This window comes from Pedobacter sp. MC2016-15, assembly GCF_026239695.1.
Taxonomy (GTDB): domain Bacteria; phylum Bacteroidota; class Bacteroidia; order Sphingobacteriales; family Sphingobacteriaceae; genus Pedobacter.
This window is the reverse complement of sequence record NZ_JAPIVS010000003.1, coordinates 676,839-689,765: the sequence shown is the minus strand read 5'-3', so window position 1 is coordinate 689,765 and position 12,927 is coordinate 676,839. Positions and strand designations below refer to the sequence as shown.

The window sequence follows — 12,927 nt, the reverse complement described above, 5'->3', positions numbered from 1 at the left end:
AAGGCTGCTAAATGAAAATAAAAAAAGAATTGTACTTTCGGATTGCTAAACCACCAAAATCTAAAATGAATTTATTTAAAAAAAGCAGACTGTTTGTGATGCCGGCACTTCTGGTTTCGGCCATGGCCGCCCAGGCACAAATTGCAGCACCTTCGCCATATGGGGCAGTACCCAGTGCGAGACAATTGAAATGGCAGGAGACAGAAATGTATTGTATCATCCACTTTACACCGACCACCTTCCAGAATAAGGAATGGGGATACGGGGATGCCGACCCTTCGATCTTCAACCCCACAAAGTTCAGTGCAGACCAGATTGTAGCTGCTGCAAAATCGGGAGGTTTTAAAGGCATCGTTTACGTAGCCAAACACCATGATGGCTTTGCCCTATGGCCTACCAAAACATCAAAATATAACATCAGTGAGAGTCCATGGAAAGATGGCAAGGGAGATATGGTAAAAGAATTTCAGCTGGCCGCGAAGAAGGAAGGCATGAAATTCGGAATTTACTGCTCACCATGGGACAGGAGCAACACCACTTATGGTACTCCGGAATATGTAAATGTATACCGTCAGCAGATTACAGAACTGTACAGCAACTATGGCGACCTGTTCATGAGCTGGCATGACGGTGCCAATGGTGGAGATGGCTACTACGGTGGTAAGAACGAAAAGAGAAAAGTTGATCAGTCGTCGTATTATGACTGGATGAACACCTGGGCTATTACCAGGAAACTGCAGCCAAATGCATCTATCTTTAGTGATATCGGACTGGATGTACGCTGGGTAGGAAATGAAAAAGGCCTTGCTCCTGAAACAAGCTGGTCTACTATCACCATCAAAGGTAATGAGGGTAAAGCCCCGATGCCGGGATATATGGACGACTACAATCTTGGAAGCGGCACCAGAGGCGGAGAAAAATGGATTCCCTTTGAGGGTGATGTGGCACTCAGACCGGGATGGTTCTACCACCCTGAGCAGGATAACCAGTTAAAAACCACAGCACAGCTGTTTAACATTTACTGTAACTCCGTAGGACGCGGCGGGGCACTGGACCTTGGCCTCTCACCTACCACTGAAGGTATCCTCCATCCGAATGATGTGGCAGCGCTGGCAGCATTCGGGAAGTACCTGAAGGAAGTCTTCGCAGTGAATTTAGCCAAGCAGGCAAGTATCAGCGTAAGCAACGTACGCGGAAAACAGCAGAAACTATATGGTGCAGCAAAGCTGACAGATGCAGACCGCTACAGTTACTGGGCAACAGATGATAAAGTGCACCAGGCGACTGTAAATCTGGATTTCAAACAAGCGGTACGTTTTTCTATCCTGCAATTGCGTGAGAATATCAAACTTGGACAGCGTATCGACAGTGTGGAAGTGGAAGCTTTTAAAGACAATGCCTGGGTGAAGCTGGCCAAAGCAACAAGCATTGGTGCCAACAGAATCATTCGTCTGCCAAAAGAAGAAACAGCGGCTAAAATCCGGATCCGCATATTTGCGCCGGTAAGTATTGCCCTGAGTGAAGTCGGCCTGTTCCTGGAACCTGAGATCAAGACCGAAAGCAGCACTACAACAGAGAATGTTTATGATAAATCATCCTGGAAGGCAATAAATGATGCCAACTCCATTACGATCGACCTGGGTAAAAACACCAGCTTCTCTGCACTGAGCTATCTGCCTGAGCAGGATAAATCTTCTGCAGGAGCCATCCAGAAATACGATCTGCAGATCAGTGAAGACGGTGTTTCATGGAAAAGCATCAGTACGGGAGAGTTCTCCAATATTGAGGCAAACCCTATCCTGCAGCGTATAGCAGTACCAAACAGTTCAGCAAAGTTTATCAAACTGATATCCAGACAGGCAGTTCCCGGAAATGGCGGAAAAGTGCAGTTGGGACTGTCGCAGATTGAAATTTATAAATAGGTAATAACAGTCAATATTTATCCTAAGGTCAGGCTACAGAAAATAAAGCCTGAGTTCTTTTACAGCTAGCCTGATCTTAGATTTTACAGTCCCCAGAGGGATTTGCAGTTCATCAGAAACCTCCGCCTGTGTATAACCATGAAAGTATACCAGGTCGAGTATCTGCTTCTGGGATGCCGTCAGTACACACATCAGCTCCCTCACTCCTATAGAATCCGTTCTGTCGGGCACGTAATGGTACGAATCTACCTGGCAAAAAACACTGTCAATATCTTCGTTACGGGTGCTTTTGGAAAAGGTCTTCCCTCTCTTATAATCAATCGCCGAGTTGCGGGCAAGCCGGGCCATCCAGGTAAATAGTTTACCTTTTTCAGGATCAAAAGTGTCTATAGATTTCCAAATCTTTACAAAGGAATCCTGGAGTATATCTTCAGCAATTTCCCTGGCAGGTACAACCCTCAGGATAATCCCCAGTAAGGGAGAAGAATACAGACGATATAATTGTCTGAATGAAATATTGTCACGATCCTGAAGATCACGAATAAACTTAACTTCAGGGCAGCCATGATCATCCTGGTGATCATAGTGACCTGTAGTTAGGGGAAGAGTTTCAACTTCTGCTAGCATCATCATATTAAATTATTAATTAATTTAACCTTAGTAAAAATAGGTGCTACTAGTGTGATTACAAAAGGAATTTGCCGTTCATTCCATTCATTTTTTGTCTTAAGAGAATGAGGACTCATTAGCGGATTTGACAGTAAGATAACCCTTTACGACGAAAATGGGCTTATCTTCGCTGAATGGATAATTTAAGTACTAAAGATTTCGAGAAAGTGTTTGTTTCAACTTTTGCGGGCGACCATAGCGGAAACCTGCAACCAAGGCAAACACCGGGTGTATTGTACAGTAAAACCAATCCTACGCCTGTAGCTAAACCCGCTCTGCTGGCCTGGTCTGAAGATCTTGCTGCTGAGCTGGGCATCAGTGAACCAAATGAACAGGATGTTCAGATCCTCAGCGGAAATATGAGGACCCCAAGTATGTATCCATATGCTAATTGTTATGCCGGACACCAGTTCGGAAACTGGGCCGGACAGCTCGGAGACGGCCGTGCCATCACCTTGGGTGAATGGCCTGTATCAGAAAAGGGATCAATTGAATTACAGTTAAAAGGTGCCGGACCAACGCCATACTCGCGCAGGGGCGATGGACGTGCCGTGCTGCGTTCTTCAATCCGTGAATACCTGATGAGCGAAGCGATGCATTACCTGGGGATACCTACCACCAGGGCGCTGGCACTGGTAGCCACAGGCGACCAGGTACTGCGGGATATGTTCTATGATGGCAGGACGGCGTTTGAACCGGGAGCTATAGTGATGCGCACTGCGCCAAGCTTTTTACGCTTCGGGAGTTTCGAGATGCTGGCTGCAAGACAGGAAACCGCACAATTACAACAGCTGACCGACTGGACAATTGACCAGTTCTATCCACATATCACTGCTGAAAATAAAACGATCAGCTGGTTTAAAGAGGTGCTGGACAGAACTGCAGCGCTGATTGTAGAATGGCTGAGAGTGGGTTTTGTCCATGGGGTGATGAATACCGATAATATGTCTGTACTCGGATTAACTATTGATTATGGCCCTTACTCTTTCCTTGACGATTACGATCCCAACTTCACACCCAATACTACCGACTTACCGGGCCGCCGTTATGCCTTTGGCCGCCAGCATACTGTAGCTTACTGGAACCTGGGTTGCCTGGCAAGTGCCATTGCCCCTCTCTTTGAAAATACAGATGAGCTTTCTGCTGCATTGGAAGATTACAAAACAATCTATCTTGAAAAATATTACCGGATGATGGGCAATAAGCTGGGGCTTGATGCCATACGGGAAGGTGATCATCTGCTGATAGATGACCTGGAAGAAACGCTGGACAGGATTAAACCGGATATGACGATATTTTTCCAGCTGCTGATTACGTTGCCAGCTGATGCTGATGCTGAAGTAATCCTACAGCATTTCCAGCCTTCCTTTTACCAGGAGCCGGAGCAGGAGTCGCAGGATAAATTAATTAGTACCCTAAGTTCTTATCTGAGCAGGATCAGGAGAAATGAGATCAGTGCAGAAGCGTCCAAAACACTCATGAGGGCCAATAATCCACGTTTTATTCTGAGAAACTACCTGTTACACCAGGCGATACAGGAAATGGAAAAAGGAGAGAATACGCTCTTCCTTAAGTTGCAGGAGGCCATGAAAACTCCATATTCGGCTGATCACGACGAGTTCTTTAAGCTCAGACCTGAATGGGCCATTACGCAGCCCGGCAGTTCTACTTTATCCTGCAGTTCTTAACAGGAGGACTGTGGCGCTATAACTGGTTCTGATTGGTCTTTCCGTTTTCTGCATCAGTCAGGTTCTGCAATGTCGTACCGGCGATTTCCCTGAGCGCCTCCGTAGTAAAAAATCCCTGATGGGCTGTGATCAGTACATTGGGGAAACTCATCAGCCTCAGGATCTGTTCATCGGCAATCAGGCTTTCAGACAGATCCCTGAAGAACAGCTTCTCTTCCTGTTCGTAAACATCTATGCCTAAATAGCCCAGCTTACCTTTTTTAAGCGCTTCTATCGCATCATTGCTATCCAGGATGGCACCCCTGCTGGTGTTGATCAGCATCACACCATCTTTCATTTTGTCAAAGCTTTCCTGATTGATCATATGGCGTGTCATCTCATTCAGCGGACAGTGGATAGAGATAATGTCGGCAGTAGTGACCAGCTGATCATAATCAACCAGCTGTATATAGGAAGGGACGGCTGTAACTACAGGATCATATGCATAAACTGCTGTACCAAATCCATGCATGATCTTCGCAAAGGCCAGACCAATCTGCCCCAGGCCAATCAACCCCACTTTCTTACCATAAAGGTTAAACCCCGTTAGCCGCTCCAGTGAGAAATTTCCTTCCCTGATCCTGTTATAAGCTTTATGGGTTTTCCTGTTAAGGGTCATGATCATCGCCACCGCATGTTCTGCAACTGCCTCCGGTGAATAGGAAGGTACACGGAAGACACTGATGTTTAGATTTTTCGCAGTGATCAGGTCTACCTGGTTGAATCCTGCACAGCGTAATACCACCGTCCGGATACCTGACTCATGTAACACAGTTAAGGTAGCCGCATCTACCAGGTCATTCACAAAAACACAGACGGCATCACAGCCCGTGGCGAGGACAGCAGTATTTGCTGTTAAGGCCGGCTCCAGGTACAGCAGTTCATGCCCGAAATCAGCATTGACTGCATTGAAGAATTCTCTGTCGTAAGACTGGGTACTAAAAATAGCTACTTTCATGCATCTGAGTTTTCCTAAAGATAGGCTTTAGAAATTCAAATGATTCTGAGTAGGATCAGTGATTTAAATGATGAAGATCATTTCCCTGAAGGGATTAGCTCATTTTCAGCTTTTTCTGGATATCAGTAACGTATCCTTTGAACTTTTTATCTGTCTCAATCAGGTCTTCTACCGTCTGACAGGCATAAATCACTGTAGAGTGATCACGACCACCATAAAAGGCACCAATGCTTTTTAAAGACGATTTAGTAAGGCTTTTTGAAAGATACATGGAGATCTGGCGTGCCTGTACAATCTCCCGTTTGCGGGTAGCAGACTTCACCATATCCACAGGAACTTCAAAGTACTCACAAACCAGTTTTTGGATGTAATCCATTGAGATTTCCTTAGTGGTGTTCTTAATGAAATTCTTCAGCATAGATTTTGCCAGAGAGAGATCGATATCCTTTCTGTTGAGCGTAGACTGTGCAAGCAATGAAACCATGGCTCCTTCAAGTTCACGAACGTTATTATCTATGTTATTGGCTACATATTCTACCACTTCAGTTGGCAGTTCAATGCCATCGGCATACATTTTCTTTCTCAGGATAGCCACCCTTGTTTCCAGATCAGGGATCTGAAGATCGGCAGAAAGACCCCATTTGAAACGGCTCAGCAGACGTTCTTCCAGACCTGTTAAATCTTTCGGTGGCTTATCAGAAGTGATGATGATCTGTTTGCCCGACTGGTGCAGGTGGTTAAAGATATGGAAGAAAATATCCTGTGTTTTCTCTTTGCCTGCAAAATTATGTACATCATCCATGATGATCACATCCATTGCCTGGTAGAAATTCACAAAATCGTTGATCGTATTGTTTTTTAAGGACTCTACAAACTGCTGACAGAATTTTTCGCAGGATACAAAGATCACCAGCTTATCAGGCAGTGTGCGTCTGATCTCATTTCCGATGGCCTGCGCCAGATGCGTTTTACCCAGGCCTACGGCACCGTAAATCATGAGTGGGTTGAATGATGTCGCTCCCGGTTTGGCTGCCACTGCGAAGCCCGCAGAGCGTGCCAGACGATTACAGTCGCCCTCCACATAACTTTCAAAAGTATAATGTGTATTCAACTGCGGATCTACATTCAGCTTTTTTAATCCGGGAATGATAAATGGATTTTTAATGTCCTTATTGATGGCCACAGGAACTGGCATAGACTGCGTCTTCGATGCCGATCCGTTACCGCTGGAGGGCATACTGGTGGTGTAGGGAGAGCCACTGTTTGATGACTGATCAACTACGATATTATATTCCAGACGGCCTTCTTCTCCAAGCTGCTTTTTCACGGTTTTGCGCAGCAGCCCCACATAATGTTCTTCCAGCCATTCATAAAAGAATAAACTTGGCACCTGTACGGTTAATACATTGCCTTCCAGTTTTAAAGCAGAGATAGGTTCGAACCAGGTTTTGAAACTCTGGACCGGAATGTTATCCTTGATTATCTGGAGACAGTTATTCCATACTTCAGTACAAGTTTTTTCCATATTTCTTTAAATAAACTAGAGGTTTTCGAATTAAATAACGGCCGGTTGTACTGCCGTTTTGGGAGGGCGAAGATCCAAAAAATTACTAACAAAAAACGATTAAATTTCATCTATTTCGTAAGTCATTAACAGGCAAACCAATAGCGTAAAGAAATTTAAAATTTCTGTTAATAACTTATCAACAACGGGAAATCCATGTGAATAAGTATGTGTAAAAACATTTATCCCCGATATCAGGGATGAATGTTTTAAAATACATTATTTTTTGGGCGCGCCAAATTGTCATGTTTTTCTAATCAAGGTAATCTCCGTAAACAACTGATTATAAAACCGGTATATTTTCATGAAATTATTCAACTATTTTCAAAGATTATACAATCTCCAGTTCCACCTCAATATTCCCGCGTGTAGCATTCGAATAAGGGCAAACCTGATGCGCTTTTTCTACAAGTGAATGCGCTACTTCGGGAGCCACTTCCGGAATGGAAATCTGAAGCTTCACCGCCAGTCCAAAACCACCGTCCGCTAACTTTCCTATGGCTACCTGGGCAGTAACAGTACTATCTCCTGCTTCTATTTTTGCCATCCTGATGACCATGCTCAGCGCACTGTTAAAACAGGCTGCATATCCTGCTGCAAAAAGTTGCTCGGGATTGGTATAAGCTCCTCCCCCGCCACCCAGTTCTTTTGGTGCCCTCACTTCCAGATCCAGTACTCCATCGGAAGATTTCACATGTCCGTTTCTTCCACCAGCCGACAAGGCTTCAGCAGTATATAATTTCTCTATCTTTTCCATGATGTTTAAACATACATCGATAGCCTATGTTTTGATAAAACGTTTTAATATTTTATAATTACACCCATATATTGATCGGCCTTGCCAAAAACAAAAAGCCGTATCAGGAATCCCGATACGGCTTTGTAATTTGATTACAACAGTCAGATAACTGCTGCTGAGTAATAATCTATGCTTTGTTAGATAATCCTGGTATCTCCACCATTTCATCTGCTTCAGCGTCGTAATCGACACCGGCAACGTCAAAACCGAAGAGGTTCAGGAAGTCTTTCTTATAACCCGGAAGGTCTCCGATTTCTGCGAGTGTATCTGTATCGGCTTCAGCCCATAGTTTAGCAACTTCTGCCTGCACATCATCACGCATCTCCCAGTCGTCTACACGGATTCTTCCCTTTTCATCTGTAGGAATTTCAGCACCTGCAAATAACCTGTCCTGGAACAAACGCTGCATCTGTTCGATACAACCTTCATGCAGGTTAGCATCTTTCATTACTTTATACAGCAGAGAGATATACAAAGGAATTACCGGAATGGCAGAACTCGATTGTGTAACCAGGGCTTTATTTACAGAAACATAAGCTTTTCCATCCAGGTCTTTCAGTTTCTCTGTGATGCTGAAAGCAGAAGCTTCCAGATGGTCTTTCGCACGTCCGATCGTTCCGTTACGGTACACCGCTTCAGTGATAGCAGGGCCAATATAAGAATAAGCTACAGTAGTTGCTCCCTGAGCAAGTACACCTGCAGCCTTCAGGTCCTCAATCCAGAAACCCCAGTCTTCACCACCCATTACAGCGACAGTGTTTTCTATTTCTTCTTCGTTAGCCGGCTGGATAGAGATATCTGATACTAAACCGGTATGAAAGTCTACAGTCTTGTTGGTAAACACCTGACCGATTGGCTTTAACACTGAATTATATACCACCCCTGTTTTAGGATGCGTTCTGCGGGGAGAAGCCAGACTATAAATTACCAGATCAACCTGACCGAGATCAGCTTTGATCAGATCAATTGTTTGTTGTTTGATGTCGTCAGAAAAAGCATCGCCATTGATACTTTTAGCATACAATCCTGCTTCATGAGCCTGAGCTTCGAAAGCAGCAGTGTTATACCATCCTGCCGAAGCAGTTTTACCAGGAGCAGGTGCTTTCTCAAAATATACACCTACGGTAGATGCATCTGATCCAAATGCGGCTGTAATCCTTGATGCCAGTCCGAACCCAGTGGATGAACCGATAACCAACACGCGTTTAGGGCCATTGATAGCTCCTTTTGATTTGACGTGGTTAATTTGATTGACAATATTTTGCTCACATCCTTTTGGATGTGCAGTCAGGCAGATAAACCCACGTATTCTTGGTGCAATGATCATATTCTATTGTTTAAAGAGGCCTAAAATAGTAATTCTTTTTTATTTATCGTCTTTTGGAATTTCTTTCAATATCGCTAAAAGGTACGCCCAGAACTTTTTGACAGAAGAGATCTGCACTCTTTCGTCCGGTGAATGCGCCCCTCTAATGGTTGGCCCAAAGGAGATCATATCCATCGCCGGCAGGTGAGCACCGAGGATACCACATTCCAGACCGGCATGGCAGGCCTCAACCCTCGGAGATTTGCCAAAGGTCTGCTGATACAGTCCGGTCATTAACCGCAGTATTGCTGAATCAGGATCAGGTTTCCAACCCGGATAATCCCCGGCCTGCTGTACATCACATCCCATGTTTTCAAAAGCAGCCGCTACAGCATTAGATACATCTGTTTTGGTACTTTCAACACTGCTGCGCTGTAAAGACTGCGTTGTAAACTCTCCATCTTTGATCAGCACCCTCGCCAGGTTGGTAGATGCTTCTACGAGATTCCTGATATCAGGGCTCATTCTGAAAACCCCATTTGGCACCGCATAGATGGCATTGACGATCTTTTTGAAATCTACAAATGTCATCACCCTCGATGGCATGCTGGTCTCTTCGATGCTGATCTGCAAAGAGGGCTCCGCAGTATGGTATTCATCTGCCAGCACTTCAGAAAATTGTTTGAGCAGGAGTACAAACAGTTCCTTCTGACCATGCGGCACCACAACCACTGCAACAGACTCCCTCGGAATCGCATTTCTGAGGCTACCGCCGTCAACGCTGTGCAGCTGGATATGGATAGTCTGCGACAGGCTATGAAACAGCCTGTTCATCAGCTTATTGGCATTTGCCCTGCCCTTATGGATATCCATCCCGGAATGCCCCCCAAGGAGGCCCCTGACTTTAATCTGAAAGGCAGTCCCTTTTGTATCGGCATTCTCCTGCTGATACTGATAGCGGGTGTTGGTATCGATTCCGCCGGCACAGCCGATCGTAAGTTCATCATCTTCCTCTGTATCCAGGTTGAGCAGAATGCTGCCGCTGAAATTTGCAGGATCAAGTTGTTTGGCACCGGTCATACCCGTTTCTTCATCAATTGTAAACATGGCCTCCAAAGCCGGATGTTCTATCGACGAAGAAGCCAGCACAGCCATGATTGTAGCTACGCCTATACCATTATCAGCACCCAGAGTCGTGCCGCATGCTTTAACCCAGTCTCCCTCCACAAACATTTCGATTCCCTGTTCATCGAAATCAAAAATTACGTCCCCGTTTTTCTGGTGGACCATATCAAGGTGGGATTGTAAGACAACGGTTTTACGATCTTCCATGCCCCGGGTAGCAGGCTTTTTTATCACCACATTCCCGATAGCATCTTTAATTGTTTCAAGTCCAAGACCTTGACCAAAGCTCAGCATAAAGGCAATTACCTGTTCCTCCTTCTTTGAGGCCCGCGGAATTGCATTCAGGTTTACGAAATTTTGCCACAGTTCCTGAGGCTCCAGCTTGTTCAGTTCCATTTATTGTATGAATAAGCCGCCAAAATAACGATTATCGTTTATATCCGGGCAATCGTTTTGCCAAGGTACCAGAACATATAGCTGAATAAAGGGGCCGCAATTACATCTGCAGTATAGTGTACATGCTGGATCAGCAGCAGTATTCCGAGCACCGCGGTGGCACAGAATATCACGATTTTCTCGGTTTTATTTTCCAGACAAAGACCAACCAGGCAAAGTGTTGCGGTATGTCCCGAGAAAAATAAGTCCTTGGTAATCATATTTGATCCGTAGAAAATGATAGAAAATGGGTCGCTCATATGCACCAGATGCCGGGGGGCTTCCAGAGGAATCAGAGAAATGGTCAGCATCCTGACGAGGCACAGAAAAATATATCCCCAGAGCGCAGTAATACAAAGCATACTATTTTTTCGTACACGCCAGAAGAATAAACCCGATGCAGGATAGAGAACCAGGAAAATATATACCGATACATCTTTTGCAGGAAGCTGCTCCAGCACCCAGTCATGAACAGGAACCCCGTGTCTCCCCTGTACAAAAACGAAAAAGTCCTGCAAGTAGAAGACGATCAGGCTCATCAGCGATAAGCCCAGGATAAGTTTCAGCCTAAAAGCAGGATAATCCCAGGCGAAACGCCAGGGTAACTGTTTAGTATGCATTAATACGGTTTGTTGATAATTGGGCACAAATATAATATTAGATTCCCGGTACTGCACACATTCAGAATTAAATTGTCATTAAAATAAAATAGCGCCAGAATAACTACCGAAAAATAATTGTGGCCAATTGATTTCTTTTGTGGGCTGTAGAAAATTAGTATATTTCCCTGATGACGCTTAATCCCAGAAAACTGTCTGCATTTCCTATTGGTATTCCCTTTATTTTATTACTGTTGACGGTATTATTTTCACAATGCCGCCGCAAAGAAGTTAAGGTTCCCCGCGACATCACTATTACCCCGGTAAATGCCGTTACGAAGTTATTTGTGGACAGCTTACAGATGGAGGATTATATCAGTGCACAGGGTCTGGAAGATAGCTCCGCCAGTCGCCTGAGAAACTTTTACAACAGCCGGAACTTCCAGTTTGCCTGGGTAGCAGAAAAAGGACTGGCAGAACAGGCTAAGGTATTTTATGAACTTGATAAAAATTACATCACCCTGTCCGGCGACAGTACGGATGCGGACCAGGCGCTACACCAGCAATTAGGCCTGCTGATCAGTAAGGACACCCTGATCAGGGCCGTAAGTCCTGCGCTGATCGAACTGGAATTATCGCTGACACAACATTTCTTTGATTTCGTCACCTACGCCTACGCCGGAAAACTCGATCCCTCGGCCCTGCAATGGTATATCCCGAGAAAAAAGCTGGATGCCGTAGCCCTGCTGGATTCACTGGTGGCAAAAAAGGGCACCAGCATCGAAAACTGGGAGCCTGTAAACAGATATTATAAAACGCTGAACAAAGAATTACTGCGCTGGTATGGCATTCAGCGCAAAGGCGCCTGGGAAAAGCTCATCCCTGAAAAAGGTAAAATCTACAAGCCCGGAGATACAGGAATATTTATTGCGCAAATCAGAAAGCGTCTGGCAGATTTTGGGGATCTGACGGCAACAGACAGCCTGGCTATCTTTGATACGGCCATGACGGAGGCCATCAAAAAGGCACAAAAGCAATTCGGTACCATTCAGAGCGGCAAAATAGATCAGTCTTTGATCAGGGCACTCAATGTGCCCGTAGAAACACGGATTCAGCAGATGCTGATTAACCTGGAACGCATGAAATGGACACCTCCGATTCCGGAAACCAGATTTATTCTCGTGAACATCCCTGAGTACAGACTGCATGTCTTTGAAGCCAACAAGGAAGTCCTGAATATGGGTATCGTGGTCGGAAAAGCGGCCAATAAGACGGTTATCTTCAGCAATGAGCTTAAAAATATTGTGTTCAGCCCCTACTGGAATATCCCTCCAAGTATTGTACGTGCAGAAATTCTGCCCGCCATGCGAAGCAACCGCAACTACCTGGCTCAGAAAAATATGGAGCAGTATGGCAGCAGTGAAGGTCTGCCGCAGATCAGACAGAAACCTGGCGATGGCAATTCCCTGGGCAGGGTTAAATTCCTCTTTCCCAACAGCTACAATATCTACCTTCATGATACACCTGCAAAATCATTGTTTGCAGAGGAGAAACGTGCTTTCAGCCATGGCTGTATCCGCCTGGCCCAGCCGAAAAAACTTGCGGAATACCTGCTTTCTGACCGCCCGGAATGGAGCAGTGCCAAAATTGACCAGGCAATGAACAAAAAATCGGAAGTCTGGGTGAACATGAAACAACCGGTTCCGGTATTTATCACTTATTTCACCTCCTGGGTAGATAAGGACGGACTGCTGAATTTCAGGGAAGATCTCTATGGGCATGATCAGCTGATGGCTGCCCAGATGTTCAGGTCTGCTGATTAA

10 protein-coding genes are annotated in these 12,927 nt (G+C 45.1%); 3 read left to right on the top strand and 7 right to left on the bottom strand.

Annotated elements, in window-relative coordinates; all coding sequences use genetic code 11:
- Positions 1-65: 65 nt before the first annotated feature.
- Positions 66-1,922 carry an alpha-L-fucosidase gene (locus OQY15_RS11945; protein ID WP_265791958.1) on the top strand — a complete coding sequence of 619 codons (1,857 nt, stop codon included), beginning with the start codon at positions 66-68 and terminating at the stop codon, positions 1,920-1,922.
- Positions 1,923-1,955: 33 nt separating this feature from the next.
- On the opposite strand, the gene OQY15_RS11940 is transcribed toward OQY15_RS11945, so the two are convergent.
- A complete protein-coding gene (locus tag OQY15_RS11940; RefSeq protein ID WP_265791956.1) occupies positions 1,956-2,555 on the bottom strand; it encodes a sigma-70 family RNA polymerase sigma factor in 600 nt (199 codons plus the stop codon).
- Positions 2,556-2,725: 170 nt separating this feature from the next.
- Between OQY15_RS11940 and OQY15_RS11935 the strand changes: the two genes are divergently transcribed.
- Positions 2,726-4,279 carry a protein adenylyltransferase SelO gene (locus OQY15_RS11935; RefSeq protein ID WP_265791954.1) on the top strand — a complete coding sequence of 518 codons (1,554 nt, stop codon included), beginning with the start codon at positions 2,726-2,728 and terminating at the stop codon, positions 4,277-4,279.
- A 16-nt stretch (positions 4,280-4,295) separates the two neighbouring features.
- Here OQY15_RS11935 and OQY15_RS11930 read toward each other — a convergent pair whose 3' ends face one another.
- The 6 genes from OQY15_RS11930 to OQY15_RS11905 form a co-directional block, all read right to left on the bottom strand.
- Positions 4,296-5,276 carry a 2-hydroxyacid dehydrogenase gene (locus OQY15_RS11930; RefSeq protein WP_265791952.1) on the bottom strand — a complete coding sequence of 327 codons (981 nt, stop codon included), beginning with the start codon at positions 5,274-5,276 and terminating at the stop codon, positions 4,296-4,298.
- A 94-nt stretch (positions 5,277-5,370) separates the two neighbouring features.
- The gene (gene dnaA / locus OQY15_RS11925; RefSeq protein ID WP_265791949.1) at positions 5,371-6,801 is read right to left on the bottom strand and encodes a chromosomal replication initiator protein DnaA; all 1,431 of its coding nucleotides are present in this window, start codon (positions 6,799-6,801) and stop codon (positions 5,371-5,373) included.
- 370 nt (positions 6,802-7,171) lie between these two features.
- Positions 7,172-7,588 (bottom strand): organic hydroperoxide resistance protein, encoded by a 417-nt coding sequence (locus OQY15_RS11920; protein WP_347343835.1) that lies wholly within the window; start codon positions 7,586-7,588, stop codon positions 7,172-7,174.
- Between the two features lie 178 nt (positions 7,589-7,766).
- Complete coding sequence (gene fabV / locus OQY15_RS11915) at positions 7,767-8,966, bottom strand: enoyl-ACP reductase FabV (protein ID WP_265791945.1); 1,200 nt, start codon at positions 8,964-8,966, stop codon at positions 7,767-7,769.
- A 39-nt stretch (positions 8,967-9,005) separates the two neighbouring features.
- On the bottom strand, positions 9,006-10,466 hold the full coding sequence (locus tag OQY15_RS11910) for an aminoacyl-histidine dipeptidase (RefSeq protein ID WP_265791943.1): 1,461 nt from the start codon (positions 10,464-10,466) through the stop codon (positions 9,006-9,008).
- A 38-nt stretch (positions 10,467-10,504) separates the two neighbouring features.
- Positions 10,505-11,125: a phosphatase PAP2-related protein gene (locus tag OQY15_RS11905; RefSeq protein WP_265791941.1), complete on the bottom strand. Its 621-nt coding sequence runs from the start codon at positions 11,123-11,125 to the stop codon at positions 10,505-10,507.
- A gap of 170 nt (positions 11,126-11,295) precedes the next feature.
- On the opposite strand from OQY15_RS11905, the gene OQY15_RS11900 reads away from it, so the two are divergent.
- Positions 11,296-12,927 carry a L,D-transpeptidase family protein gene (locus OQY15_RS11900; RefSeq protein WP_265791939.1) on the top strand — a complete coding sequence of 544 codons (1,632 nt, stop codon included), beginning with the start codon at positions 11,296-11,298 and terminating at the stop codon, positions 12,925-12,927.

What these genes read in the sequence shown, in the direction of transcription:
- OQY15_RS11945 (WP_265791958.1), top strand. Translation starts at nt 66, where the DNA reads ATGAATTTATTTAAAAAAAGCAGACTGTTTGTGATGCCGGCACTTCTG.
- OQY15_RS11940 (WP_265791956.1), bottom strand. Translation starts at nt 2,555, where the DNA reads ATGATGATGCTAGCAGAAGTTGAAACTCTTCCCCTAACTACAGGTCAC.
- OQY15_RS11935 (WP_265791954.1), top strand. Translation starts at nt 2,726, where the DNA reads ATGGATAATTTAAGTACTAAAGATTTCGAGAAAGTGTTTGTTTCAACT.
- OQY15_RS11930 (WP_265791952.1), bottom strand. Translation starts at nt 5,276, where the DNA reads ATGAAAGTAGCTATTTTTAGTACCCAGTCTTACGACAGAGAATTCTTC.
- dnaA (WP_265791949.1), bottom strand. Translation starts at nt 6,801, where the DNA reads ATGGAAAAAACTTGTACTGAAGTATGGAATAACTGTCTCCAGATAATC.
- fabV (WP_265791945.1), bottom strand. Translation starts at nt 8,966, where the DNA reads ATGATCATTGCACCAAGAATACGTGGGTTTATCTGCCTGACTGCACAT.
- OQY15_RS11910 (WP_265791943.1), bottom strand. Translation starts at nt 10,466, where the DNA reads ATGGAACTGAACAAGCTGGAGCCTCAGGAACTGTGGCAAAATTTCGTA.
- OQY15_RS11905 (WP_265791941.1), bottom strand. Translation starts at nt 11,125, where the DNA reads ATGCATACTAAACAGTTACCCTGGCGTTTCGCCTGGGATTATCCTGCT.
- OQY15_RS11900 (WP_265791939.1), top strand. Translation starts at nt 11,296, where the DNA reads ATGACGCTTAATCCCAGAAAACTGTCTGCATTTCCTATTGGTATTCCC.